Annotated in this window: 21 protein-coding genes, 2 tRNA genes and 3 pseudogenes; 15 read left to right on the forward strand and 11 right to left on the reverse strand. The window is 69.3% G+C overall.

Translation table 11 applies throughout. The features are described from left to right. Nucleotides 1–132 precede the first annotated feature (132 nt). Complete coding sequence (locus tag M3Q35_RS33965) at nt 133–1,278, forward strand: N-acetylmuramoyl-L-alanine amidase (RefSeq protein ID WP_273936616.1); 1,146 nt, start codon at nt 133–135, stop codon at nt 1,276–1,278. A 42-nt stretch (nt 1,279–1,320) separates the two neighbouring features. Here the strand turns inward: M3Q35_RS33965 and M3Q35_RS33970 are convergent, their stop codons facing one another. Beyond that, nucleotides 1,321–1,959 (reverse strand): GNAT family N-acetyltransferase, encoded by a 639-nt coding sequence (locus M3Q35_RS33970; RefSeq protein WP_273936618.1) that lies wholly within the window; start codon nt 1,957–1,959, stop codon nt 1,321–1,323. Nucleotides 1,960–2,114: 155 nt separating this feature from the next. On the opposite strand from M3Q35_RS33970, the gene M3Q35_RS33975 reads away from it, so the two are divergent. Both M3Q35_RS33975 and M3Q35_RS33980 read left to right on the forward strand, forming a co-directional pair. Continuing rightward, complete coding sequence (locus M3Q35_RS33975; protein ID WP_273936619.1) at nt 2,115–3,434, forward strand: aminotransferase-like domain-containing protein; 1,320 nt, start codon at nt 2,115–2,117, stop codon at nt 3,432–3,434. 21 nt (nt 3,435–3,455) lie between these two features. Then, nucleotides 3,456–4,409, forward strand: coding sequence for a D-alanine--D-alanine ligase family protein (locus tag M3Q35_RS33980; RefSeq protein WP_273936620.1), 954 nt, complete (start codon nt 3,456–3,458; stop codon nt 4,407–4,409). Between the two features lie 220 nt (nt 4,410–4,629). Here the strand turns inward: M3Q35_RS33980 and M3Q35_RS33985 are convergent, their stop codons facing one another. The 8 genes and pseudogenes from M3Q35_RS33985 to rpmH form a co-directional block, all read right to left on the reverse strand. Then, entirely contained in the window at nt 4,630–5,619 is a 990-nt protein-coding gene (locus M3Q35_RS33985; protein ID WP_273936621.1) for a ParB/RepB/Spo0J family partition protein, read from the reverse strand. Further along, nucleotides 5,616–6,532 (reverse strand): annotated as a pseudogene (locus M3Q35_RS33990) (ParA family protein). Before M3Q35_RS33990 ends, M3Q35_RS33985 begins: the two are co-directional and overlap by 4 nt. Nucleotides 6,533–6,639: 107 nt before the next feature. Next, on the reverse strand, nt 6,640–7,326 hold the full coding sequence (rsmG, locus tag M3Q35_RS33995; RefSeq protein ID WP_273936622.1) for a 16S rRNA (guanine(527)-N(7))-methyltransferase RsmG: 687 nt from the start codon (nt 7,324–7,326) through the stop codon (nt 6,640–6,642). A gap of 170 nt (nt 7,327–7,496) precedes the next feature. Next, entirely contained in the window at nt 7,497–8,030 is a 534-nt protein-coding gene (locus M3Q35_RS34000) for a Jag family protein (RefSeq protein ID WP_273936623.1), read from the reverse strand. A 28-nt stretch (nt 8,031–8,058) separates the two neighbouring features. After that, on the reverse strand, nt 8,059–9,159 hold the full coding sequence (yidC, locus tag M3Q35_RS34005; protein ID WP_273936624.1) for a membrane protein insertase YidC: 1,101 nt from the start codon (nt 9,157–9,159) through the stop codon (nt 8,059–8,061). 4 nt (nt 9,160–9,163) lie between these two features. Continuing rightward, nucleotides 9,164–9,427, reverse strand: coding sequence for a membrane protein insertion efficiency factor YidD (gene yidD, locus M3Q35_RS34010; RefSeq protein ID WP_273936625.1), 264 nt, complete (start codon nt 9,425–9,427; stop codon nt 9,164–9,166). After that, complete coding sequence (rnpA, locus tag M3Q35_RS34015) at nt 9,424–9,810, reverse strand: ribonuclease P protein component (RefSeq protein WP_273936626.1); 387 nt, start codon at nt 9,808–9,810, stop codon at nt 9,424–9,426. The genes yidD and rnpA overlap by 4 nt, the downstream gene beginning before the upstream one ends. 11 nt (nt 9,811–9,821) lie before the next feature. Continuing rightward, the gene (gene rpmH / locus M3Q35_RS34020) at nt 9,822–9,965 is read right to left on the reverse strand and encodes a 50S ribosomal protein L34 (RefSeq protein WP_084579815.1); all 144 of its coding nucleotides are present in this window, start codon (nt 9,963–9,965) and stop codon (nt 9,822–9,824) included. Nucleotides 9,966–10,531: 566 nt separating this feature from the next. Here rpmH and dnaA point away from each other — a divergent pair. The 12 genes and pseudogenes from dnaA (at nt 10,532) to M3Q35_RS34080 (ending at nt 24,224) form a co-directional block, all read left to right on the forward strand. After that, nucleotides 10,532–12,076: a chromosomal replication initiator protein DnaA gene (gene dnaA / locus M3Q35_RS34025; protein ID WP_273936627.1), complete on the forward strand. Its 1,545-nt coding sequence runs from the start codon at nt 10,532–10,534 to the stop codon at nt 12,074–12,076. 1,196 nt (nt 12,077–13,272) lie between these two features. Next, nucleotides 13,273–14,409, forward strand: a complete 1,137-nt coding sequence (gene dnaN / locus M3Q35_RS34030) for a DNA polymerase III subunit beta (protein WP_273936628.1) — start codon at nt 13,273–13,275, stop codon at nt 14,407–14,409. Next, a complete protein-coding gene (gene gnd / locus M3Q35_RS34035; protein WP_379794524.1) occupies nt 14,409–15,329 on the forward strand; it encodes a phosphogluconate dehydrogenase (NAD(+)-dependent, decarboxylating) in 921 nt (306 codons plus the stop codon). The genes dnaN and gnd overlap by 1 nt, the downstream gene beginning before the upstream one ends. After that, nucleotides 15,329–16,462, forward strand: coding sequence for a DNA replication/repair protein RecF (gene recF, locus M3Q35_RS34040; protein WP_273936629.1), 1,134 nt, complete (start codon nt 15,329–15,331; stop codon nt 16,460–16,462). Before gnd ends, recF begins: the two co-directional genes overlap by 1 nt. Before the next feature lie 205 nt (nt 16,463–16,667). After that, complete coding sequence (locus tag M3Q35_RS34045) at nt 16,668–17,183, forward strand: DciA family protein (RefSeq protein WP_273936630.1); 516 nt, start codon at nt 16,668–16,670, stop codon at nt 17,181–17,183. Between the two features lie 271 nt (nt 17,184–17,454). Next, nucleotides 17,455–19,431, forward strand: coding sequence for a DNA topoisomerase (ATP-hydrolyzing) subunit B (gene gyrB / locus M3Q35_RS34050; protein WP_273936631.1), 1,977 nt, complete (start codon nt 17,455–17,457; stop codon nt 19,429–19,431). A 49-nt stretch (nt 19,432–19,480) separates the two neighbouring features. Further along, complete coding sequence (gene gyrA, locus M3Q35_RS34055) at nt 19,481–21,994, forward strand: DNA gyrase subunit A (RefSeq protein ID WP_273936632.1); 2,514 nt, start codon at nt 19,481–19,483, stop codon at nt 21,992–21,994. A gap of 116 nt (nt 21,995–22,110) precedes the next feature. Beyond that, entirely contained in the window at nt 22,111–22,911 is an 801-nt protein-coding gene (locus tag M3Q35_RS34060) for a DUF3566 domain-containing protein (protein ID WP_446685281.1), read from the forward strand. Nucleotides 22,912–22,960: 49 nt separating this feature from the next. Beyond that, a tRNA-Ile gene (locus M3Q35_RS34065) sits at nt 22,961–23,034 on the forward strand. A 232-nt stretch (nt 23,035–23,266) separates the two neighbouring features. Then, nucleotides 23,267–23,383: pseudogene (locus tag M3Q35_RS34070) on the forward strand (DLW-39 family protein); the annotation flags it as partial. Nucleotides 23,384–23,437: 54 nt separating this feature from the next. Further along, nucleotides 23,438–23,510 (forward strand) — tRNA-Ala (locus tag M3Q35_RS34075). A gap of 162 nt (nt 23,511–23,672) precedes the next feature. Then, the gene (locus tag M3Q35_RS34080; protein WP_273936633.1) at nt 23,673–24,224 is read left to right on the forward strand and encodes a DUF2020 domain-containing protein; all 552 of its coding nucleotides are present in this window, start codon (nt 23,673–23,675) and stop codon (nt 24,222–24,224) included. 41 nt (nt 24,225–24,265) lie between these two features. Here the strand turns inward: M3Q35_RS34080 and M3Q35_RS34085 are convergent, their stop codons facing one another. Together M3Q35_RS34085 and M3Q35_RS34090 are read right to left on the reverse strand one after the other, a co-directional pair. Further along, on the reverse strand, nt 24,266–25,879 hold the full coding sequence (locus M3Q35_RS34085) for a solute symporter family protein (protein ID WP_273936634.1): 1,614 nt from the start codon (nt 25,877–25,879) through the stop codon (nt 24,266–24,268). After that, nucleotides 25,878–26,225 (reverse strand): annotated as a pseudogene (locus tag M3Q35_RS34090) (DUF485 domain-containing protein); the annotation flags it as partial. The gene M3Q35_RS34085 and the pseudogene M3Q35_RS34090, both read right to left, overlap by 2 nt. Nucleotides 26,226–26,426: the final 201 nt, after the last annotated feature.

A 26,426-nucleotide genomic window follows, 5' to 3' on the forward strand; every position in this document is an offset into this window, starting at 1 on the left:
GCCGTTCGGACCATCTGCGTAATGGGCCGAACGCTCTGAGTAGCCCCGTTCTGAGCATTGTCACGGACAGGGCACAATGAAGCGTCACACACCGCGCCGGAGGTATCCGGCGCCCTAGACGAGCGAGGGTGTATGCAGGTTCTCCGTCGCGGTGACGTCGGTCCGGCGGTAGCCGAGATCAGGTCGACTCTCATCGCGCTGGGGCTGCTGTCCGGGAACCCGCAGGACGGCGACGTGGTCTTCGACGCCGAGGTGGAGCACGCGGTCCGCTCCTTCCAACAGCAGCGGGGCCTGATCACCGACGGTCTGGTCGGCCCGGCCACCTACGCGTCCCTGCGCGCCGCCACCTACCAGCTCGGCGACCGACCCCTGACCTACCTGGTGTCGCACCCGCTGACCGGCGACGACGTCGCCGCCCTGCAGGAGCGACTGCTGGAGCTGGGCTTCGACGCGGGCCGGCACACCGGCGTTTTCGACCAGCAGACCGAGTTGGCGCTGCGCAACTTCCAGCGCGAGTACGGCCTGACCACGGACGGCATCTGCGGCGCCGAGACGGTGCGCGCGCTGCGCCAGCTGACGCCCAAGGTGCGCGGTGGCCGTCCGGTGCTGCTGCGTGAGCAGGAGCAGGTCCGCCGGGCCGGGCCGCGACTGCGCGGCAAGCGCATCGTGATCGACCCGGGCCACGGCGGCCGGGACCGTGGCGTGGTCGTCGGCACGCACAGCGAGGCCGACCTGGTGTGGGACCTGGCCCGCCGGCTGGAGGGCCGCATGCAGGCCACCGGCATGGAGGCGCTGCTGTCCCGCGGGCCCGACCAGTGCCCGCCGGAGAAGGAGCGGGCCCGGTTCGCCAACGAGGCCGGCGCCGACCTGATCCTGTCGCTGCACACCGACGCCAACGCCTCCCCGCAGGGCAGCGGCGTCGCCACGTTCCACTACGGCACCGGCAACGGCACCACCACGTCCACCGTCGGCGAGACGCTGGCCGGATTCATCCAGCGCGAGCTGGTGGCCCGCACCGGGCTGCCGGACTGCCGCACGCATGGCCGGACCTGGGACATCCTGCGCATGACGCGCTGCCCGGCGGTCCGGGTCGAGGTCGGCTACCTGACCAACGCGGGGGACCGGGCCAAGCTGGCCGATCCGGCGTTCCGGGACACCGTCGCCGAGGGCATCCTGGTCGCGGTGAAGCGGCTGTACCTGCTGGGCGAGAACGACCAGCCGACCGGCACCTTCACCTTCGCCGACCTGATCCGGCACGAGCTGGCCAAAGCCGAGTAAGCACTAAATCGACAAACGCCCCGCTGGCCAGCGGGGCGTTTGTCATGCCGGGCGAAGACTGGGCTCGGCGCTGCCGACACCGGTGATCGTCACGGTGCCGAGCAGCCGCTCCAGCGCCGCCTCCACGTCTTCCTTCCACGACAGCGCCGTGCGCAGCTCCAGGCGCAGCCGGGGCCAGCGTGGATGCGGGCGGACCGTCTTGAAGCCGACGGAGAGCAGGAAGTTGGCCGGGATCACGCAGCCGGCCTCGTCGTCGATGGACGCGTCGCTGAACGCCTCGATGGCCTTCACGCCGCGGCGGGTGAGGTCCTTGGCCACCGCCTGCACCAGCACCCGGCCCAGGCCGCCCCGCTCGAACTCGGGCAGCACGCGCAGCGCTGTCAGCAGCACGGCATCGGCCGACACCGGGGCGGTGGGGAAGGCGACGGCCCTGGGCACCGCGCTCGGCGGCGCGTACATGGCATAGCCGGCCGGCACGTTGTCCACGTAGATGATCCGACCGCAGGAGCCCCACTCCAGCAGCACGCTGGAGACCCAGGCTTCCTTCTCGAAGTCGGTCTGGCCGTACTCCTCGGCCTGCTCCTTCAGGTGCGGCGCCAGCTCCCAGAACACGCATTTGCGGCACCGCTTGGGGAGGTGCTCCAGGTTGTCCAGAGTGACGCCCACAACGCGCCGCGACACCCGACCTCCCACGCGCAGACTCGGAACCCGCGTCACCACACGGGAACCGGACCAGCATAGGCTGGTGTGACGAGCGTCGGAAGGACTCAGCCCCGATCGGGACGCCCGTTACACTCATCTGATCTACCACGCCTCACAAGTTGAGGGAGGCAGGCGTGAGCGACACCGGATCTCAGCCGGCGCACCAGGCCGGACGCAGCCTCGACCCGCACCTCGGCCGCTACGCGGCGCGCACGGCGGGCATGACGGCATCTGAGATTCGAGCGCTCTTCGCGGTGGCGAGCCGCCCCGAGGTTGTCTCCCTTGCCGGCGGCATGCCCTATCTTTCCGCACTTCCGCTCGACTCGCTCGCCGCCGACGTCGGCCAGCTGATCGCCACCGACGGCCTGACCGCGCTCCAGTACGGCTCGGCCCAGGGCACCGTCGAGCTGCGCGAGCAGATCTGCGAGGTGATGGCCCTCGAGGGCATCACCGCGCACCCCGACGACGTGGTGGTCACCGTCGGCTCCCAGATGGGGCTGGACATGGTCACCCGGGTCTTCTGCGATCCGGGTGACGTCGTGTTGGCCGAGGCCCCGTCGTACGTCGGCGCGCTGGGCACCTTCACCGCCTACCAGGCGCAGGTCGTGCACGTCGAGATGGACGACGCCGGCCTGGTGCCCGAGGCGCTGCGCCAGGCCCTGGCCGCCGTCAAGGCCAGCGGTCGCCGGGTGAAGTTCCTCTACACGATCCCGAACTTCCAGAACCCGGCCGGCGTCACGCTGTCCGTGGCCCGGCGGGCCGAGGTCCTGGAGATCTGCGCCCAGCACGACGTGCTGGTGGTCGAGGACAACCCGTACGGCTTGCTCGGCTTCGACGGGCAGACCTATCCGGCGCTGCGCTCGGCCGACCCGACCAACGTGGTCTACCTCGGTTCGTTCTCCAAGACCTTCGCCCCGGGCCTGCGGGTCGGCTGGGTTCTCGCTCCGCACGCCGTGCGCGAGAAGCTGGTGCTGGCCGCCGAGTCCGCGACCTTGTGCCCGCCCGCCTTCACCCAGGCCGTGGTCAGCCGCTACCTGTCGCAGCACGACTGGAAGGGCCAGATCAAGACCTACCGGGAGGCGTACCGGGAGCGCCGGGACGCCACGTTGGCGGCGATGGAACAGCAGCTGCCGGCCGGGTGCACGTGGACCAAGCCTCAGGGCGGCTTCTACGTGTGGCTGACCGTGCCCGAGGGTCTGGACACCAAGGCCATGCTGCCGCGGGCCGTCACGCAGCGCGTGGCCTATGTGCCCGGCACCGCGTTCTACGCCGACAGCTTCGGCAGCCGGCAGATGCGGCTGTCCTACTGCTACCCCACTCCGGAGCGGATCCGTGAGGGCGTCCGCCGCCTCGCCGCCGTGCTGGAGGGGGAACTGGAGCTGCTGAACACGTTCGGCACCGTGCAGCACCGCCGCCTGTCCGGCGCGCAGACGCCGACTCCGGACACCGCCTGACCGTCATCTACGGTGGCTTCCATGTCGGATCGTTGGGTCGCCGTGCTGTCGGGTGGGTTGTCGCACGAGCGGGATGTGTCGTTGCGCTCGGGTCGCCGGTTGTCGGCCGCCCTTCGCTCGGTCGGGTTGACCGTCGAGGAGTGGGATGCCGACGCCGGCCTCCTGGAGCGCCTGCGTAGCAACCGTCCTGACGCCGTCGTGGTGGCCTTGCACGGCGGTGAGGGCGAGAACGGCTCCATCCAGTCGATCTTGGAGATGTTCGGCGTTCCCTACGTCGGGACCGACTCCCGGGCCTGCCGTCGGGCGTGGGACAAGCCCACTGCCAAGGCTGAGTTGGCCCGTGTCGGTCTCACCACGCCGGATTGGGTCGTCCTACCCCACAGCACCTTCCGGGAGCTCGGCGCCCAGGCTGTGCTCGATGCTCTCGTCGACCGCATCGGCCTGCCTTTGATCCTCAAGCCCGACCAGGGCGGCTCCGCCCTCGGCACCCAGGTAGTCCGCGAGGCTTCCGAGCTTCCCGCCGCCATGGTCGGCTGCTTGGCCTACGGCGACACCGTCTTGGCCGAGCAGTTCGTCGCCGGCATCGAGGTCGCCGTAGGCGTGCTCGACGGCCCTGACGGTCCCGAGGCCCTCCCCGCCGTCGAGATCAGTCCCACCACCGGCACCTACGACTACACCGCCCGCTACACCGCCGGCCTGACCGAGTTCCACACTCCCGCCCGGCTCTCGTCCGCCGCCAGCACCGAGGTCGGCGAGCTAGCCGTAGCCGCCCACCGCCTGCTCGGCCTTCGCGACGTCTCTCGCACCACCGCCATCGTCGCCCCCGACGGCACGGTCAACTTCCTCCAGGTCAACGTCTCACCCGGCCTCACCGAGACCTCGTTGCTCCCCATGGCCATCGAGGCCGCCGGCCGTTCCTTGGGCGACACCTTCGCGGGGTTGATCGAACGCGCCCTCACCCGCGGCTCCCGCTGACCCACCCTCGCGCTCGGCTGCCCTCCGGCAGCCGAGCCACCCGGCCGGTCGACCTCATGTGCGCCGCGGCCTGTGCTCCGCGCCGGTTCCCGATCAAGACGTGGCGCTTCGCGATTCGGCTGGATTCACGTGAAACAGTGTCGCCGCCCGGCGCGCTCTCCTCGGCCACCGGGCGCCTCTCCTGCCCCACTTTTGTCCATCGTCACCGTGACGTAAGTCGTCAGGGTGATGGGATCTCCCCAATTCGTGTCTGATTTGTCGCATCCGGCGCGATGAGGCCGACGATGCGCTCGAGGTCGTCGACCGAGCCGAACTCGACGACAATGCGGCCCTTACGGCGGCCGAGTTCGACCTTCACCCGGGTGTCGAACGAGTCCGACAGGCGGTCGGCGAGGTCCTGGAGACCGGGCGCGTGGATGGGCTTGCGGGGAGCGGGCTTCGGCTTGGCCGGCGCCTCGTTCTTGGCCAGCGTCACCATTTCCTCGGTCGCCCGGACCGAGAGCCCCTCGGCAATGATGCGGGCGGCAAGGTCCTCCTGCGCGCCGGAGTCCTCCAGACCGAGTAGCGCCCGGGCGTGGCCGGCCGACAGCACGCCGGCGGCGACGCGACGCTGCACGGGCAGCGGCAACTTCAGCAGCCGGATGGTGTTGGTGATGACCGGTCGGCTGCGGCCGATGCGCGAGGCCAACTCCTCGTGCGTCACCTCGAACTCGTCCAGCAGCTGCTGGTAGGCCGCCGCCTCTTCCAACGGGTTCAGCTGCGCCCGGTGGATGTTCTCCAGCAACGCGTCGCGGAGCATCGCGGCGTCGGCGGTCTGCCGCACGATGGCCGGGATGGCGTCCAGGCCGGCCCGCTGGGAGGCGCGCCAGCGGCGCTCGCCCATGACCAACTCGTACGAGCCGCGGCCCAGCTCCCGCACGACGATCGGCTGCATGAGGCCGAACTCGCGGATGGAGTGCTCCAGCTCGGCCAGCGCCTCCTCATCGAAGACCTGGCGGGGCTGCTTCGGGTTGGGCTTGATCTCGGTGATCGGCACCTCGCGGTAGACCGCGCCGGCCACCGTGTTGCCACCGACCACCGCCGGGGGAGCGGCATCCGGCAGGACGCCGACCGGGGCGCTCGACCCGTTGGCCTCGCTCGCCGGTGGTCCCTGCGGGATCAGTGCGGCCAGGCCGCGGCCGAGGCCGCCCTTGCGTTCCGGCGGTGTCATGCGCTCTCCATCTCGGTGCCGCGGTCGGCGATCTCACGGGCGGCGTCCAGGTAGCTCATCGCGCCCCGCGAGCCCGGGTCGTAGGCCAGCACCGTCTGGCCGTAGCCCGGTGCCTCCGAGACCTTCACGCTGCGGGGGATGACCGTCTGCAGGCAGGTGTCGCCGAAGTGGCCGCGCACCTCGCTGGTCACCTGGTCGGCCAGCTTGGTGCGGCCGTCGTACATGGTGAGCAGGATGGTGGAGACGTCCAGCGCCGGGTTCAGGTGCGCCTTGACGAGATCGATGTTGCGCAGCAGCTGGCCGAGCCCCTCCAGCGCGTAGTACTCGCACTGAATCGGGATCAGCACTTCCTTGGCCGCGACGAGCGCGTTGACCGTGAGCAGGCCGAGCGAGGGCGGGCAGTCGATGAAGACGTAGTCGATACCGAGCGCGTCCAGCGCCTCGTTGGACAGCGCCTCCTTGAGGCGGGACTCGCGGGCCACCATGGAGACGAGTTCGATCTCCGCGCCGGCCAGGTCGATGGTGGCCGGCACGCAGTACAGGTTGGGCGACTGCTCGCTGACCGCCGCCGCGTCGGCGATGGAGATCTCGCCGATCAGCACCTCGTAGACCGAGGGCGTGCCGGAGCGGTGTTCGATGGCCAGGGCGGTGCTGGCGTTGCCCTGTGGGTCGAGGTCGATCACGAGCGTCTTCAGGCCGTGCAGGGCGAGCGCGGCGGCCAGGTTGACCGTGCTGGTCGTCTTGCCGACGCCGCCCTTCTGGTTGGCCACCGTCATGATGCGGCGGTGGGCCGGGCGGGGAGCTTCAACGAATCCGGGTGCAGCACCTTGGCGGCGCGTTGGGCCTCGGCTTCGATCGGAGTCCAGGTGGCGCCTTCGCCGGCCATGACCGACTCGCTCATTGCTGGATTCATCGGGCGTAGTACCTCTCCGGCTCCGACGGGCCCGTCGTGTGCCTCTGCGAGTCGCGCTGTTTCACGTGGAACATGCGGTGCTCCGATCTGAGGATCCGAGTACACGCTCACCCATCCTTCCGTCTCCGACGCCCGCCGTCACGACGCCCCACCCGTTCATCCCGTTCCACCACGACGACGGTCGTCGGCACATCGAGCACCTCGGCTCCACAGGTGGCCACCCACTGCCGGGAGCCACCCGCCTTCGCCACCGCTGCCGCATCACGTTCCAGTTCCTCGGCTGCGCTGGCCCCCTTGAGGGCCAGCATCAGACCGCCGGACCGGAGGAGCGGCAGGCACCACTTGGCCAGTCGCTCCATGGGCGCGACCGCCCGGGCGGTGACGATGTCGCTGCCACCGAGCCGGCTTCGCACCTCGGGTTCCTCCGCCCGGCCACGCACCACCTCGACGTCGAGGCCGAGGGTGTCCACCACTTCTTGGAGCCAGGCGACGCGTCGGGCCATCGGTTCCAGCAGAGTCAGCCGAACGTCCGGTCGTGCAATCGCCAGCGGGATGCCGGGAAGTCCCGCCCCCGAGCCTACGTCCACCGCCCGACAATTCGGCGGCACCAACTCGGCGAGTACCGCCGAGTTGAACAGATGACGGTCCCAGAGCCGGTCGACCTCACGCGGCCCGATCAGTCCGCGCTCCACTCCATGGTCGGTCAGGAGCGCGGCGAACTTGATGGCCCCCGACGCGCCGTCGCCGAACACCCGCTCCACGACGCCCGCCGGCGGCTCCCACGCCTCGCTCATACGCTCCCAATCCGTCCGCACGTTTCACGTGAAACCGTGTCCGACCCATCTTCCCCGACGACCCCGTTTCACGTGAAACACGGCGACCAACGGCGGACTCCTGTCGCCCAATGGGCACAAAAAAGCGCGGCCCGTTTCACGTGGAACGGGCCGCGCTGGGGGAGCGGGGGTTACTGCTCCTTGAAGACCACCACGCGACGCTGGGGCTCCTCGCCCTCACTCTCGCTGTAGGTGCCCTTCACGGCAGCCACCGCGTCGTGCACGACCTTGCGCTCGAACGGGGTCATCGGCTGAAGGCGCACCTTCTCACCGGTGGACAGCACCTTCTCGGCGGCCGACTTGCCGAGCTCGCGGAGCTCGGTCCGCCGACCCTCACGCCACTGGGCGATGTCCAACATGAGCCGGCTGCGCACGCCGGTCTCCTGCTGCACGGCGAGACGGGTGAGCTCCTGCAGCGCCTCCAACACGGTGCCGCGCGGGCCGACGAGCTTCTCCAGCTCCTCGCCGCCGTCGATGCTCACGATCGCCCGGCCGGCCTCCACGTCCAGGTCGATGTCGCCGTCGTAGTCGAGCACGTCCAGCAGCTGCTCCAGGTAGTCACCGGCGATGTCGCCCTCCTGGACGAGCAGATCCTCGGCGTTGGCCGGCGACCGCTCCTCGGTCGCCTCCTGGTCGGCATCGGCCGCCTGCAACGTCTCCGACACGTTCTCTCCTCTCCAGAACAGCGAGGCGTCAGCGACGCTTCCGGCTCTGCTTCTTGCGGGCTTGGGTCGGCGCCAGGCCGGGCACCTTGGTGGACGCGTCGCCGCTGCCGTTCACGGCACTGCCGTTGGCCGGCGAGCCCGAGCCGTTCGACTTCGTCTCCTCGACACTCGTCTCGGCGGCGGTGTCGGCCCCGGTCTCGGCGGCATCCGCGGTCTCGGTCGGCTTGGCCGGCTTGCGCACCTGCTGCATCGGCTTCTGCCCGGGCTTGGGCGCGAGGTTGTTCCGCTGCTCGACCTTCTTCGCCTTGGCCTCGGCCTCTTCGCGGTCGATCCGGTGGTACACGAAGTACTGCTGCCCGAGCGTCCACGCGTTGTTGCTCAGCCAGTAGAACAGCAGACCGATCTGCAGGAAGGCGCCGAACGCCAGCACGCCGAGCGGGAACAAGTACAGGGTGAGCTTGTTCATCATCGCGGTCTGCGGGTTCGCGGTCACCGCGGCGGTCTGCCGGGCCACGTTGTGCCGGGCCGTCAGGTGGGTCGCGATGCTGGCCACGATCATCAACGGGATCGACACCAGGATGACGTCGAGCCGGCCGACGTGCGGCACGAACTGGCTCAGCTCGTTGTCGGCCATCGCGATGTAGGACGACAGCGGCGCACCGAACAGACGGGCCTGGAGGAACGACTGGACGTCCTCGGTCGGCAGCCAGTAGTTCGGGATCTTGATGTTCTGCTCGTACGACAGCCCGGTGCGGTTGAACGACCGCAGCACGTGGTTGAGGCCGATGAAGACCGGCGCCTGGAGCAGGATCGGCAGACAGCCGGCCAACGGGTTGACGCCGTGCTCCGACTGGAGCTTCTGCATCTCCGCCGCGAGCTTCTGCTTGTCGTTGGCGTACTTCTTCTGCAGCTTCTTGATCTCAGGCTGGAACTCGGCCATCTTGCGCATGGACTTGACCTGCGCGACGAACGGCTTGAACAGGATCACTCGCAGGGTGAACACCAGGAACACGATCGAGAGCGCCCAGCTGGCCGCACCGCCGAAGGACCCGTCGCCCAAGACGAAGCCGAAGACCTTGTGCCATGCCCACAAGATCCCGGACACGGGGTAATAGATGAAGTCGAGCACTGAGCTACTCCTCGGCAGCGGTGTTGGAACTGGCTCCGGTCCGCTGCCGTGGCGGCACCGGGTCCAAGCCTCCAGGATGCCAGGGCCCGCAGCGCAGCAGCCGACGGATCGTCAGCCAGCTGCCACGCACCGCGCCATGGACGGTCAACGCCTCCACCGCATATGCACTGCAACTCGGGTAGAAGCGACAGCTCGGGGGGAACAGCGGGGAAATCCACTTCTGGTATCCCCGGATCGGCAGCACCAGAACCTTCGCGGCCACGGTCATGAGGCACCGCCGGCCAGTCCGAGTCGGCGCAGCGCGGCGTCCAGGTCACGGCCGAGCTCGGCGCTGGTCGCGGCCGCGGCCGGCGCCAGCGCCCGCACCACGACCGCCGTGCCGGCCGGCAGCAACCCGAGCCGCTCCGCCATCTGGTGACGCAATCGCCGGCTGACCCGGTGGCGCACCACCGAGTTGCCGACGGCCTTGCTCACGACGAAGCCCACCCTGGTCCGAGCGGGCTCGGTCCGGGTGGGCGACGTCGGTGCTGATATGTCCGCCGGGCTCGCCAGGGCATGCATGACGAGCCGGGGTCGGCCGGCTCGGCGACCCCGGCGGACGACCAGGCCGAAGTCCTGGCTACTGGTCAGCCGGGCGGCCGCGGGGAGCACGGCGCGTCGGGTCAGGCCGAGAGGCGGGCGCGGCCCTTGCCGCGGCGAGCGGCGAGGATCGCGCGGCCCGCGCGAGTACGCATCCGCAGCCGGAACCCGTGGGTCTTGGCGCGACGACGGTTGTTGGGCTGGAAGGTGCGCTTACCCTTGCTCACTTCTGGGTCTCCCGGTGCTCACTGCAAGCAGGTCTGGTGGTGTCCCCTGCCGCACTCACACGGTCGCCGCACTGCAACGGCCACACCGGACGAGAGTCGTGGGCGCCGGGTCACATACCGGCACTCATTGGCACGGGCGCGCGAAGACGCCCGCTACCAGCGGGAGACCATTCGAGAGTACGCAGCCGCGCGCCGGTTCTCAAATCGGCTGGCTGGCCACCCCATCAGGCGACATAAGGGCCACGGCGGGGGAGTGACCGGTCGGTTCGTCTTGTGGCGGCCGCCACGCCTTGTTAGCGTGCTCCTCCGCGGTTTCGCCCTCGGGCCGAGCCCGGGGCTCCCGACGTGGCGCCGAACAGTCCGCGCGGAACTCGGACCTCGCCGCAGACCGACCCAGTGCGAGGCGCCGACGGGTCTCGGCGTACCTTCGTGCACAGCTGTGGACAACCTGTGGACTACATGGTCCGGGCGTCCTCGGCACCACCGGATGTGACGACCTGGGGCTGCTGCGTATTCGCACGCCGGCCCCGGCGTCGGCGAACAGGCGAGGGGAGGGGAGCAGGGACGTGTCCGACGACCAGACCAACCTCGGTCAGGTATGGGACCAGGTCGTCCAGGAACTGCTCGCCGCGGGGGCCCTGTCCTCCTTGCAGCGCGCCTGGATGCGGGTGACCCGTCCGATCGGGCTGCTGGACGGCACGGTCCTGCTCGGCGCGCCGAGCGATTTCGCCAAGGAAGCCATCGAGCGGGCGCTGCGTGATCCGATCACCGCCGCGCTGTCCCGCCGCCTCGGCCGCCCGGTGTCGCTGGCCGTCAAGGTCGACACCGTGGTGCCCCGCGCAACGCCCGGCCCGCCGCCGGCGCCGACCCCGCAACCGCTGATCACCACGCCCGCCCCGCGCCCGCCGGCCGTCGCTCCCGCCGAGCAGACCGCGCCGATGCAGGCGATCATCCTGTCCGAGGACGGCGAGTCCGAGGACGAGGTGGACGAGGAGCGCGAGGCGCTGGCCACCGTGCACGAGATCTGGCCGACGTTCAGCGGGCCGCCGGCCGCGCAGCCGAGCCAGACCAACGCGCAGACCAGGCTGAACGAGAAGTACACGTTCGACACCTTCGTCATCGGCGCGTCCAACCGCTTCGCGCACGCCGCCGCGGTGGCCGTGGCCGAGGCGCCGGCCCGGGCCTACAACCCCTTGTTCATCTGGGGCGAGTCCGGCCTCGGCAAGACCCACCTGCTGCACGCCGTCGGGCACTACGCCCAGCGGCTGTTCCCGGGGATGCGGGTTCGCTACGTGTCCACCGAGGAGTTCACCAACGACTTCATCAACTCCCTGCGGGACGACCGCAAGGTCGCCTTCCAGCGCCGCTACCGGGACATCGACGTGTTGCTCGTCGACGACATCCAGTTCCTGGAGGGCAAGGAAGGCACGCAGGAGGAGTTCTTCCACACCTTCAACACCCTGCACAACGCCAACAAGCAGATCGTGGTGTCCTCGGACCGGCCGCCCAAGCGGCTGGAGACCCTGGAAGACCGGCTGCGGACGCGGTTCGAGTGGGGCCTGATCACCGACATCCAGCCGCCCGAGCTGGAGACCCGGATCGCCATCCTGCGCAAGAAGGCCGCACAGGACCGGCTGGCCGCGCCGGCCGAGGTGCTGGAGTTCATCGCCGCCCGGATCGAGCGCAACATCCGGGAGCTGGAGGGCGCGCTGATCCGGGTGACCGCGTTCGCCTCGCTGAACCGGCAGCCGGTCGACGTGCAGCTGGCCGAGATCGTGCTGCGGGACCTGATCCCGGACTCGCATGCCCCGGAGATCACCGCGCCGACGATCATGGCCGTGACCGCCGAGTTCTTCGGCGTGACCATCGACGACCTGTGCGGGCCGGGCAAGACCAAGGCGTTGGCCCAGGCTCGGCAGATCTCCATGTATCTGTGCCGCGAGCTGACCGACCTGTCGCTGCCCAAGATCGGGCAGACCTTCGGCGGCCGCGACCACACCACCGTCATGCACGCGGACAAGAAGATCCGCAAGGAGATGGCCGAGCGCCGGCGCATCTACGACCAGGTGCAGGAGCTGACCTCCCGCATCAAGCAGCGCGCCCGAGCCTGACCCTCGTTTCGCCCCTGAGCGGCCCCCGGATCCCGGTGGGCCGCTCGCGGCTGTCCGGGCCTGAGCACCCGACGCGGCCTCCTTTCTGACCGACCACCCCGGTCCGGCCCAGCTTCCGGTGAGAAACCCTCCGGCGGTGAGGCCGTCGACGGCCGACCTTTCTGGTTGCCGGCCGGACGACGTCGCCCAAGCCAGTGAGAAAGATGGCGGACCGGCGGCCGGCGGCGCACCGTACTGATCTACGCGCGGCCGCGCCGGACCCGGCGCCGGCCGATGCGGCAGATCTTTCTGACTGAGGGGTCGGGCCGCGCTCCGAGCCCAGTGAAAAAGGGTGGCGAACGCCGACCGAAGCACACCGCTCAAAGGGGTGCGCAAGACGGAGACGGCGAAGTTTTCTGACCTACCCCTGGCAGCGCGACCGACCCCGGTCAGAAATCCGCAGCTCGGCGCGCCGGATCCGGCGGTCTTTCCGCATGAACCTGGGACGCGGCCGCCGGCCCGGCCAGAAACCCGGGCCGCAGCTCGCCGGCGGCCGCCGCACGGTGGTTAGCTCTCCGTCGGCACGCCGGGCCGCCCAAATCTAGGCGTCGACCTGGGCCTGGACGACGTGATCTTTCTGACCTCGCCCGTCGGAGCCGGCCCGGCCGCCCCCAGAAACCCGGCCGTCCGCAACCCTCGCCGGATGAACTTTTCTGGCGGTCCGGGGTGCCCGATCGGCCCCCAACCCCAGAAAAGTTGTCCACAGTCACCCACATCGGGGAGACCTGGGCCACTTTCACCCTGTGCAACGCCTGGGGACGAACCAGCCCACATCTGGGGATGGCGGTGTGGACAACTCGGCCGATCTGTGGACCGTTCGGAGCAGTCCAGAAGTTGTCCACGGGGGGCCCGAGTTGTCCACCGGTCACCCGGGGTACTTGCCCACACCCCCATCCATCACCTGAACAGCGCAAACCCCGGTTGTCCACACAATCCACAACCCTTACTGCTGTTACTGGTGATCTCTTCGAAGAGATGAAAAGAAGAAAAACAGGGGGTGGCCGAAGTTGGGGACAGCGCCGGCGAGGGGGCGCCGGCCCCGACATGACGAAGCGGCCCCACACGCTCTACCGTTGGGCTCCCCTAGGACCCGGTCGTGTGCCGAGCCCGGACGACACGGGGACGACCAAGGTCGTGCCGAAGGAAAGGACGCCCTCATGAAGATCCGCGTCGAGCGCGACGGTCTAGCCGACGCCGTGGCCTGGGTCGCCCGAAGCCTGCCGTCGCGGCCGCCGGTCCCGGTCCTCGGTGGCGTCCTGCTGGACGCCGGCTCGGACGAGGGCGACACCGGCGACGCGTTGACGGTGTCCGGCTTCGACTACGAGGTCTCGGCCCAGGTCGGTGTCCCGGCGACGATCGCGGCCGGTGGCAAGACCCTGGTCTCGGGCCGCCTGCTGGCCGACATCACCAAGGCGCTGCCCAACCACCCGGTGGAGATCGCCGTTGACGGCGCCCGCGTCTCGATCACGTGCGGCAGCGCCAAGTTCAGCCTGCCGACCATGCCGGTCGAGGACTACCCGGCGCTGCCGGAGATGCCGCAGCGGGCGGGCGCACTGGCCGGCGAGGTCTTCGCCGAGGCGGTCGCCCAGGTGGCGATCGCGGCCGGCAAGGACGACACGCTGCCGATGCTGACCGGCGTCCGGGTCGAGTTCAACGGCGGCAAGCTGACCCTGGTCGCGACCGACCGGTTCCGGCTGGCCATGCGCGAGTTCGACTGGGAGCCGGCCGACGAGGTCGAGACCGCGGTCCTGGTCCCGGCCCGCAACCTGGCCGACGCGGCCAAGACGCTGGGCGGCGCCGGCTCGACGGTCGAGCTGTCCCTCGCGTCCGGCGACGGCCTGCTCGGCCTCTCCGGCACCGGGCGGCGTACGACCAGCCGACTTCTCGATGCCGAGTTCCCGAAGTACCGGCAACTTCTGCCCGCCGAGCACAACGCTGCTGCGATCATCGAGGTGTCCTCGCTCCAGGACGCGATCAAGCGGGTGTCGCTGGTGGCCGAGCGCGGCACGCAGGTCCGGCTGGAGTTCAGCGACGGCGGTCTGCGGCTGTCCGCGGGCGGCGACGACGAAGGCAGCGCCGAGGAGGAGCTGCCCGTCGAGTTCACCGGCGACCCGGTGACGATCGCGTTCAACCCGGGATACCTGCTCGACGGCCTGGCGGCGGTGCGCACTGATCGCGCGCACTTGTCGTTCACCACACCGAGCAGGCCCGCGTTGATCAAGCCGGTGGGCGAGGATGGAAGTGTGGCGGAGGGGTACCTCTACCTGCTGATGCCGGTGCGCCTGCCCGGCTGATCCGCCACCAGGCTCGTAACACGGAGAGGACCGCGATCGTGCAGCTCGGACTCATCGGCCTTGGCAAGATGGGCTTCAACATGCGGGAGCGGTTGCGCAAGGCCGGCCACGAGGTGGTGGGCTACGACCGCAACCCCGACGTCACCGACGTCGCCAGCCTGGCCGATCTGGTCGGCGCGCTGGCCGCGCCGCGGACGGTCTGGATCATGGTGCCGGCGGGCGAACCGACCCGCCAGACCGTGCAGGAGCTGGGCGAGCTGCTGTCCGAGGGCGACCTCGTGATCGACGGCGGCAACTCGCGGTTCACCGACGACTCGGCCAACTCGGCGCACCTGGACGGCAAGGGCATCGGCTACCTGGACTGCGGTGTGTCCGGTGGCGTGTGGGGTCTCGACGTCGGCTACGGCCTGATGGTCGGTGGCGACAAGAAGCACGTCGAGCAGGCGATGCCGATCTTCGACGCGCTGCGCCCGGAGGGGCCGCGCGAGGAGGGCTTCGCACACGCCGGCCCGGTCGGCGCCGGCCACTTCTCGAAGATGGTGCACAACGGCATCGAGTACGGCCTGATGCAGGCCTACGCCGAGGGCTTCGAGCTGCTGGAGGCGTCCGAGCTGGTCACGGACGTGCCGGCGACCATCAAGGCCTGGCAGCGCGGCACCGTCGTCCGGTCCTGGCTGCTCGACCTGCTGGTCCGCGCCCTGGACTCGGACCCCGAGCTGGACGACCTGCGCGGCTACGTGGAGGACTCCGGCGAGGGGCGGTGGACCGTCGAAGAGGCGATCAACCACTCGGTGCCGGCGCCGGTGATCTCGGCCGCGCTGTTCGCCCGGTTCGCCTCCCGGCAGGACGACTCGCCGGCGATGCGGGCGGTCGCGGCGCTGCGCAACCAGTTCGGCGGCCACGCGGTACAGAAAGCCTGATGTACGTCCGGCATCTCCAGGTCGTCGACTTCCGCTCCTGGGCACACGCCGATCTGGCGTTCGATCCCGGCGTGAGCGTGTTCGTCGGCTCCAACGGCCAGGGCAAGACGAACCTGGTCGAGGCGATCGGCTACGTGGCCACCCTGGGCTCGCACCGGGTGGCCACGGATGCGCCGCTGGTCCGCACCGGCGCGCCGCGGGCGGTGATCCGCACCGCGGTGGTCAACGCCGGCCGCGAGCTGCTGGTCGAACTGGAGATCACGCCGGGCAAGGCCAACCGGGCCCGGATCAACCGCGGCCCGGTGCCTCGCCCGCGCGAGGTCCTGGGCATCCTGCGCACGGTGTTGTTCGCGCCGGAAGACCTGGCGCTGGTGCGCGGCGACCCCGGCGAGCGCCGCAAGTTCATGGACGACCTGCTGGTCGCTCGGGCGCCGAGGTATGCCGGCGTGCGCTCCGACTACGAGCGCGTGTTGAAGCAGCGCAGTGCCCTGTTGAAGTCGGCCGGTGCCGCGCGGCGGGCCGGCGGCCGGGGTGATCTGAGCACGTTGGAAGTGTGGGACGGCCACCTGGCGGCGCAGGGCGCGCAGCTGCTGGCGGCCCGGCTCGACCTGATCGACGACCTGGCGCCGCTGGTCGCCGCCAACTACGCGGGCGTTGCCCCGGAGTCGCGGCCGGTCTCCATCAAGTACCGGTCGACGCTCGGCGACGCGCTGCCGCGGCGGGAGCGGGCCGATGTCGCGGAGCTGGAGGAAGCGCTGCTCGCGGAGATCGCCCGGGTCCGCCCGCAGGAGGTCGAGCGCGGCGTCTGTCTGGTCGGTCCGCAGCGGGACGAGCTGGAGCTGACCCTCGGCGACACGCCGGCCAAGGGCTACGCGAGTCACGGAGAGTCATGGTCCTTCGCCCTGGCGCTGCGGCTGGGCGCGTACGACCTGCTGCGCGATGATGGGGCCGAACCGGTGCTCGTGCTCGACGACGTGTTCGCCGAACTGGACCGCAGGCGCCGGCAGCAGCTGGCCAAGGTGGCGGCCAACGCGGAGCAGGTGCTGGTGACCGCGGCGGTCGCCGAGGACGTGCCCGAGGAGTTGGCCGGCGCCCGATACCAGGTTCAGGACGGCGAGGTGAACCGTGTCTGATGAGCCCGCGGGCAATCCGCCACAAGGGGTACGCATGCCCGGCCGGTCTTACCCCACATCTGGGGATAAACCTGTGGATGATGTGGATAACTCGGTGACTCCGGGGCGTCGGTCCCCGGCAAAACCAGCGGGTAACGCGGCAAATGGAGCAAATCGGGCAGGATCTACCCCCAACCCGTCACCCGATGGTGGACAAGCCGAACGAGTGATCGACGGACTGCCGCCGGGCTTGACCGGATCGGACCTGGCCCGTGCGGCCCTCGCATCGGCCCGTGCCGCGGCCAAGGCGCGCAAGCCGACGAAGCGCTCGGCCGCGGCCGTCAACCGGGGCCGCCGGCGGCGTTGGTCGGGCTCCGGGGCCGACGCCCGGGACCCCCAGCCGCTGGGTCGGCTGCTCTCCGGGATGGCCAAGGACCGGGGCTGGGACGAGCAGCTCGCCGGCGGTCAGGTGTTCGCGAAGTGGCCGCATCTGGTCGGGGCCGAGGTGGCCCAGCACGCCAAGCCGGTCACGCTGCGTGAAGGCGAGTTGGTGGTGCAGGCCGAGTCGACCGCGTGGGCGACCCAGCTCCGGCTGCTCCAGCGCCAGCTGCTCCAGCAGATCGCCAAGGGCGTCGGCCCGAACGTGGTCAAGCGGCTCAAGGTGCAGGGCCCGTCGGCCCCCAACTGGCGATTCGGCCCGCTACATGCGCCAGGTCGCGGGCCACGCGACACCTACGGCTGACACACCATGTTTCATGTGAAACACGGCAGCGGCGAAATCACGGCTCACGGAGACGAACGTAGCCGGACCGAGTGACATCCCCAGCCCGGCGGACCCTCACTCGTTCACTTCCGGGCTTCTGTGACCTTCTGAGGCGGGTCCTAGCCACCTTTTAGGCAGGGTCGCCCGGTATACTTTCTTGAGGATGTGAGCACGGCAGCGCAGGACGGTCCGTCCGCGCAGGCTCGCACACCAGTCCTGCGTGGCGTCCCAGAGGGAGACAGCAAAGCTCGTGGCTGCCAACAACAACGCTGAGTACAGCGCCAAGTCCATCTCCGTGCTCGAGGGTCTCGAGGCGGTTCGCAAGCGGCCGGGCATGTACATCGGCTCCACCGGCGAACGCGGTCTCCACCACCTCATCTGGGAGGTCGTGGACAACTCGGTCGACGAGGCGATGGCCGGCCACGCCAGCAAGGTCGTGCTGGTGCTGCGCGCCGACGGTGGCGTGGAGTGCATCGACGACGGCCGCGGCATCCCGGTCGACGAGCACCCGGTGGAGAAGAAGCCGGCCGTCGAGGTCGTGCTGACCACGCTGCACGCCGGCGGCAAGTTCGACAGCGACTCGTACGCCGTCTCCGGCGGTCTGCACGGCGTCGGCGTGTCCGTGGTCAACGCGCTGGCCACCCGGCTCGAGGTGGACATCAAGCGGGACGGCTTCCGCTGGACCCAGAGCTACGACCACTCGGTGCCGACCGGCCCGCTGGTCAAGGGCGAGCCGACCACCGAGACCGGCACCACCATCACCTACTGGGCCGACCCGGAGATCTTCGAGACCACCGAGTACAACCTGGAGACGGTGTCCCGCCGGCTGCAGGAGATGGCCTTCCTGAACAAGGGCCTGACCATCGTCCTGCGGGACGAGCGGGTGGCCGACGCCGACGCCGAGGCGGACGCCGACGGCCAGGTGGCGCGGGTCAAGGAGCAGACCTTCCACTACCCGGGTGGTCTCGAGGACTTCGTCCGGCACATCAACCGGTCCCGCGAGGCGCTGCACGAGAAGGTCGTCGCCTTCGACGCCAAGGGCGACGACCTCGAGGTCGAGATCGCCATGCAGTGGAACACCGGCTACTCGGAGTCGGTCTACACCTTCGCCAACACGATCAACACCCACGAGGGCGGCACCCACGAGGAGGGCTTCCGGGCCGCGCTCACCCGGGTGGTGAACGAGTACGCCAAGGACAAGAAGCTGGTCAAGGAGAAGGACGGCAACCTCTCCGGCGAGGACATCCGCGAGGGACTGGCCGCCATCGTCTCGGTCAAGCTCAAGGAGCCCCAGTTCGAGGGCCAGACCAAGACCAAGCTAGGCAACACCTCGGCCAAGTCCTTCGTGCAGAAGGCCTGCAACGAGTGGATCGCCGACTGGTTCGACCGGCACCCGGCCGAGGCCAAGATCATCATCAACAAGGCGGTGTCCTCGGCGCAGGCTCGCCTGGCCGCCCGCAAGGCCCGCGAGCTGGTCCGCCGCAAGGGCGCGCTGGACATCGGCGGTCTGCCCGGCAAGTTGAAGGACTGCCGGTCGACCGACCCGGAGGAGTGTGAGATCTACATCGTGGAGGGCGACTCCGCGGGCGGCTCGGCCAAGGAGGGCCGGGACTCCATGTACCAGGCGATCCTGCCGATCCGGGGCAAGATCATCAACGTGGAGAAGGCGCGCATCGACCGCGTGCTGAAGAACACCGAGGTGCAGAGCATGATCACTGCCTTCGGCACCGGCATCCACGACGACTTCGACCTGACCAAGCTGAAGTACCACAAGATCGTGCTGATGGCCGACGCCGACGTGGACGGCCAGCACATCCGGACGCTGCTGCTCACCCTGCTGTTCCGCTTCATGCGGCCGCTGATCGAGCACGGGCACGTCTACCTGGCCCAGCCGCCGCTGTACAAGATCAAGTGGCAGCGCGGCGTCGACCCGGAGTACGCCTACTCCGACCGCGAGCGCGACGGTCTGATCGAGACCGGCCTCGCCAACGGCAAGAAGATCGGCAAGGAAGACAGCATCCAGCGCTACAAGGGCCTCGGCGAGATGAACGCGCAGGAGCTGTGGGAGACCACCATGGACCCGGCCAACCGGGTGCTGCTCCAGGTGACCATGGACGACGCGGCCACCGCCGACGAGCTGTTCAGCGTGCTGATGGGCGAGGACGTCGAGGCCAGGCGGTCCTTCATCACCCGCAACGCCAAGGACGTCAAGTTCCTCGACGTGTGACGTCCCGGCCTCCCGCCTCCTCGCCCGTGTGTGAAAGGAACTCCCAGCCGTGACCGAAACCTTGCCGCCCGACAACCACGGGCGGACCGAGCCGGTCGACATCCAGCAGGAGATGCAGAACTCCTACATCGCGTACGCGATGAGCGTGATCGTCGGTCGCGCGCTGCCCAACGTGTACGACGGCCTCAAGCCGGTGCACGTCCGGGTGCTGTACTCGATGTACGACTCCGGCTTCCGGCCGGACCGCGGCTACAACAAGTGCGCCCGCGTCGTCGGCGACGTGATGGGCAACTACCACCCGCACGGCGACTCGTCGATCTACGACGCGCTGGTGCGGCTGGCCCAGCCGTGGGCGATGCGCTACCCGCTGGTCGACGGCCAGGGCAACTTCGGCTCGTCCGGCAACGACCCGGCCGCCGCCATGCGGTACACCGAGTGCCGGCTCACCCCGTTGGCCATGCACATGCTGCAGGACATCGAGGAAGAGACCGTCGACTTCCGGGACAACTACGACGGCCGCATCCAGGAGCCGATCGTCCTGCCGTCCCGGGTGCCCAACCTGCTGATCAACGGCAGCGCCGGCATCGCGGTCGGCATGGCCACCAACATCCCGCCGCACAACCTGCGCGAGGTCGCGTCGGCCGTGGTGTGGGCGCTGGAGAACCCGGAAGCGCCGGACGAGGAGACGCTGGAAGCGGTGATGGCCCGGATCAAGGGCCCCGACTTCCCGACCCACGGCCTGATCCTGGGCACCCGCGGCATCGAGGACGCCTACCGCACCGGCCGCGGCTCGGTGCGCATGCGCGCGGTCGTCGAGGTGGAGGAGGACAGCAAGGGGCGGGTCATCCTGGTCGCCACCGAGCTGCCCTTCCAGGTGAACCCGGACAACCTGGTGGAGAACATCGCCACCCTGGTCCGTGACGGCAAGCTCGCCGGCATCGCCAACATCGCCGACGAGTCCAACAGCCGGACCGGCATGCGCATCGTCGTCACGCTCAAGCGGGACGCGGTGGCCAAGGTCGTGCTGAACAACCTGTACAAGCACACCCAGCTCCAGCACACGTTCGGCGTCAACATGGTCTCCCTGGTCGACGGCGTGCCCCGCACGCTGCGGCTGGACCAGATGATCCGCCTCTACGTGAAGCACCAGATCGAGGTCATCGTCCGGCGGACCCGGTACCGGCTGCGCAAGGCCGAGGAGCGGGCCCACATCCTGCGCGGTCTGGTCAAGGCGCTGGACCAGCTGGACGCGGTCATCGCGTTGATCCGCCGGTCGCCGACCGTCGAGGACGCCCGGATCGGCCTGATCGAGCTGCTCGAGGTCGACGAGATCCAGGCCAACGCCATCCTCGAGATGCAGCTGCGCCGGCTGGCCGCCCTCGAGCGGCAGAAGATCGTCGACCAGCTGGCCGAGATCGAGGTGGAGATCGCCGACCTCCAGGACATCCTGGCCAAGCCGGAGCGGCAGCGGGCCATCGTCCGCGACGAGCTGATGGAGATCGTCGGCAAGTACGGCGACGACCGGCGCACCCGGATCCTGCCGTTCGACGGCGAGGTCTCGATGGAAGACCTCATCGCCGTCGAGGACGTGGTCGTCACGATCACTCGAACGGGTTATGCGAAGCGGACCAAGACCGACCTCTACCGCTCGCAGAAGCGCGGCGGCAAGGGCGTGCAGGGCGCGGCGCTCAAGCAGGACGACATCATCGCCCACTTCTTCGTGTGCTCGACCCACGACTGGATCCTGTTCTTCACCAACATGGGTCGGGTCTACCGGGCCAAGGCCTACGAGCTGCCCGAGGCCAACCGCAACGCCCGCGGCCAGCACGTGGCCAACCTGCTGGCCTTCCAGCCGGGCGAGGAGATCGCCCAGGTCATCGAGATCCCCAACTACGAGGTCTCGCCCTACCTGGTGCTGGCCACCAAGACCGGCCTGGTCAAGAAGTCCCGGCTGGCCGACTTCGACTCCAACCGGGCCGGCGGCCTGATCGGCATCAACCTCAAGGAGGACGACGAGCTGGTCGGCGCCGTGCTCTGCGCGGCCGAGGACGACCTGCTGCTGGTCTCCGCCGACGGGCAGTCCATCCGGTTCCACGCCACCGACGAGACGCTGCGGCCGATGGGCCGGGCCACCTCCGGCGTGCTGGGCATGCGCTTCAACACCGGCGACGAGCTGCTGTCCATGGGCGTCGTGCAGCCGGAGAAGTTCGTGCTTGTCGCCACCGACGGTGGGTATGCCAAGAGGACGCCGATCGACGACTATCCGATCCAGGGCCGCGGCGGCAAGGGCGTGCTGACCATTCAGTACGACCGCAAGCGGGGCCGGCTGGTCGGGGCGCTGATCGTCGACGAGGACGACGAGTTGTACGCCATCACGTCTTCTGGTGGAGTGATCCGTACCAGCGTTGTACAGGTGCGCAAGGCCGGCCGACAGACGAAGGGGGTGCGGCTGATGAACCTCGACGAGGGCGGCACCCTGATGGGCGTGGCACGCAACGCCGACGAGCCCACGGACGTCTCCGGAGAGGACGACACCACCTCCGCCCCGGACGTGGCCGAGTAAGGCGCGGCTGGGACCACCACCGACAAGCTGACTGAGGACCTCTCGTGACAACTCCGGAGAACCCGGAACAGCCGGACGCCAAGACCCCGTCGGAAGGCGAGGTCGAGAAGAAGTCCGTGGCGACCGAGGAGGCCCCGACCGAGAAGGTTGCCCCGGCCGAGCCGGAGCAGCCGACGGTCGCGGCCGAGCCGGCGACCAACGGCGCGACCGGACACGAGCAGGAGACCGCCAAGTTCACCGCCGAGGCAGCCGCCGCTCCGCCGGAGCCGGCGGCCTCCTCGGCGCCGCCGCCGTGGCAGCGGGTCACCGCCGACAACGCGGCCGCCGCCGCGGCATCGGCCGGGACCATCGCCTCCACCGCGTACGAGCACGAGCCGGTCGACACCAGCTCACAGGCCACGACCAACTTCCGCCCGGTCACGCCGCCGCAGCCCGCGGTCAACCCGCTCGACTCGCCGACCGTGACCACCCGGACCTCGGTCAACCTCGGCGGGCCTGCCTCCACCCCACCCCGAGGCACGCCCGCGCCCACCGCGCTGCGCCGCCCCGGCCGCGGGCCGCGACGGGCCAGCCTCCAGATCAAGCGCGTCGACCCGTGGTCGGTGCTCAAACTGGCACTCGTCCTCGGCTTCGCCATGTTCCTGGTCTGGATGGTCGCCGTCGGCGTGCTGTACAGCGTGCTCGGCGGCATGAACGTGTGGACCAAGCTCAACGGCACCTACAACGACCTCGTGCAAGGCGGCGACACCAGCGGCGGCGACCTCATCAGCGCCGGCCGCGTCTTCGGCATCGCCGCCGTCGTCGGACTGGTGAACGTGATCCTCTTCACTGCCATGGCCACCGTCAGCGCGTTCATCTACAACGTGTCCGCTGACCTGGCCGGAGGTGTCGAAGTCACCCTCTCCGAGCGGGAGTAGACCCGGTTTGGATCAGGGGAGAGGGGTGCGGTAATCTCTTCTCCCGTAAGGGCCCATAGCTCAGGCGGTTAGAGCGCTTCGCTGATAACGAAGAGGTCGGAGGTTCAAGTCCTCCTGGGCCCACGGAACGATTGGGTGTAGTGGGTCTGGAAGCGACAGCTTCCAGACCTTTATCGTTTCCGGTGTCTTGTGGGGCTCTGCCCCACGCCCCGCAGAGGGGGCTCCGCCCCTCGACCCCCGACTCGGGGCGGCGGAGCCGTCACCTGGAAGCCAGTTACCCGATCGAGTGCACGTGTATGTTGGGGACTACCTGTCCTTGTTGTAGGGGTGGCAAGCGCCAAGGAGGCGACTCGACGTGAAGAAGCTCATCGCGCTCGTGGCTGTGGCCGGGGTCGTGCTGTTCATCGTGCGGCGGCAGCGGTCCGCGAAGGCCGAGGCGGACCTGTGGCGCGAGGCGACGGCTCCGACCGACTGAGGTCGGGCGAGCGAACAGAGGGGTCCGACGGCCAGTAGGTCGCGACCCCCAGGGGACATAGCTCAATTGGCAGAGCACCGCCTTTGCAAGGCGGGGGTTAGGGGTTCGATTCCCCTTGTCTCCACTCGCGAGCGGGCGAGCTGTGCTCGGAGGCCTTCGGCCTCCTCGCTGGCTCGCTCGTTGTGTTTTCTGGGGCTCTCGCCCCAGACCCCAAGGCAGGGAGGGCTTCGCCCCCTGCACCCCCCACGTCGGGTTGCCGGTGGGCATGGTCGACACTCTGGGGCCTATGAAGGCTCTCGCGCTGTCCGTTGGGGTTCTGGCCGCCGCAGTCACGCTTGCGGGGTGCTCGGCGCCGCAAGCGGCTCCGGGGACGGCGGTGGCTGCGCCGACCACCACTGCTTCCAAGGCCCCGACCTCGACGTCGGCTACTGCGCCTGGAGATCCGGTGCCGGCTAGCACTGCGAAGTGTCCCTACCTGGACTCAACGTTTGTCGAGGATGCCAATGGGGAGAAGGTCACGAAGGTGATGGTGTCGGCGGACAAGCCGCATCCTGCCTGCTTCTTCTACAGCTTTGGGAACGACAAGCAGCTGACGGTGCAGGTGTATGTGGGGGACGCGGGGTCGGCTACTGCGCTGGTGAACAAGGCGGCGCCGATTGAGACGTCGGACAAGGCTGAGCTGCCGGGTGGGTGGGCCGGTGGGTCGGAGGCGACGTCTGCGGGTGCGGTGTATGCGGTGTCCAAGGGTGGCAATGCCGTTGTGGTGAACACGGATCAGAAGCAGACGATCAAGGCCAAGCAGGTGGCCAAGCAGGCGATTGCCGCCCTCGGGTTGTGAAGTGAGGGCGGCAATCGCCTGCTGGCATTGGGTTCTTGTGGTTAGTGGTGGATGGCCTGGGCGGCGTGGGCGCCGGTGATGGCGCGGACCTCCATCTCGGCGTACTTCGTCTCGTCGGCACGGTCCTTGCCCAGGACGGTGCCGAGGTAGCCGAGCAAGAACGACAAGGGGATGGAGACCAGGCCGGGGTTGCTGAGGGGGAACCAGTCGAAGTGGGCGCTGGGGAAGATCGAGGTCTTGGCGCCGGAGACGACGGGCGAGAAGACGATCAAGCCGACGGTGATGATGACGCCGCCGTAGATGCTCCAGAGGGAGCCGGTGGTGTTGAAACGCTTCCAGAACAAGGTGTAGAGGATCGTCGGCAGGTTGGCGGAAGCGGCGATGGCGAAGGCCAGGGCCACCAGGAAGGCGACGTTCTGGCCGTTGGTGGCGATGCCGCCGACGATGGCGACCAGGCCGATGACGACGGCGGCCCAGCGGGCGACCTTGACCTCGGACGTGGCGGCGGCGCGGTCGCCCTTCTTGATGACGTTGACGTAGATGTCGTGGGCGAACGACGCCGACGCGGTGATGGTCAGACCGGCGACGACGGCCAGGATGGTGGCGAAGGCGACGGCGGCGATGAGGCCGAGCAGGATCGGGCCGCCGAGAGCCAGGGCCAGCAGCGGGGCGGCCGAGTTGACCTTGCCGGGGGCGGCGTTGATCGTCTCGGGGCCGACCAGGGCACCGGCGCCGTAGCCGAGCACCAGGGTGAACAGGTAGAAGATGCCGATCAGCACGATCGCCCAGACGACGGAACGACGGGCTTCCTTGGCGGTCGGCACGGTGTAGAAGCGCATCAACACGTGCGGCAGGCCGGCGGTGCCCAGCACCAGGGCGATGCCGAGGGACAGGAAGTCCAGCCGGGAGGTGCCGGTGGCGCCGTACTGCTTGCCCGGGCCGAGCAGCGCCTCACCGGTCTTGCCGCCGTGGGCGACGGCGTCGCCGAGCAGCGCCGACAGGTTGAAGCCGTAGCGGCCGAGCACCCAGACGGTCATCACGAAGGCGCCGAGAATGAGCAGCACCGCCTTGATGATCTGCACCCAGGTGGTGCCCTTCATGCCGCCGACCAGCACGTAGATGATCATGACGACGCCGACCACGGAGACCACGACCGCCTGACCGGCGGTGGAGGTCACGCCCAGCAGCAGGGCGACCAGGCCGCCGGCGCCGTTCATCTGGGCCAGCAGGTAGAAGAACGACACGGCCAGCGTGGAGATGGCGGCCGCGGTGCGCACCGGGCCCTGCTTCATCCGGAAGCTGAGCACGTCGGCCATGGTGAACCGGCCGGTGTTGCGCAGCAGCTCGGCCACCAGCAGCAGCGCGACCAGCCATGCCACCAGGAAGCCGATGGAGTACAGGAAGCCGTCGTAGCCGTAGATGGCGATCGCGCCGGCGATGCCGAGGAACGACGCGGCCGACAGATAGTCGCCGGACAGCGCGATGCCGTTCTGCGGGCCGGTGAACGAACGGCCGGCGGCGTAGAAGTCGGTGGCCGTCTTGTTGTTCCGGCTGGCCCGGAACACGATCACCAGGGTGATCAGCACGAACAGGGCGAAGATGGAGATGTTCAGCGTCGGGTTGCTGCCCTCGACGCCCGCGGCCAACGTCTTCACGGCTGCTCCCCTCGATCTCGTGCCGGATCTTCTCGGCGGCGGGGTCGACGACCCGGTTGGCGAACCGGACGTACAGGCCGGTGATCACGAACGTGGAGACGAACTGGAGCAGGCCGAACACCAGCCCGACGGTGATGTTGCCGAACAGCTTTGTCGACATGAAGCCGTGGGCGTAGTCGGCCAGCAGGACGTACAGCAGATACCAGGCCAGGAACAGCCCGGCCATCGGGAACACGAAGCCGCGCAGCCGGCGGCGCAGCTCGGCGAAGTCAGGACTGGCCTGTACCTCGCTCCAGTCGGTCGCGGCCGGCGTCGGCGCGGCGGCGGGGTCTTCGGTGGTGCCCACGGCAACCTCCCGGACGGGGTAGTTACCCGCCGCAACCTAGGAGATCCAGATCACATCGGCAGCCCTCAATCGGGCATAAGCGACCAGCGGGGCGACCGGGCCCTGGGAACGGTGTCGTTTCCGCGACGAACGGTGACCGGGATGCGGCTGGAGGGGCAACCGCCGCGACCCCGCTGCTCAGCGGGGTCGCGGCGGGATCGG

Source organism: Kutzneria chonburiensis, from assembly GCF_028622115.1.
Taxonomy (GTDB): Bacteria; Actinomycetota; Actinomycetes; order Mycobacteriales; family Pseudonocardiaceae; genus Kutzneria; species Kutzneria chonburiensis.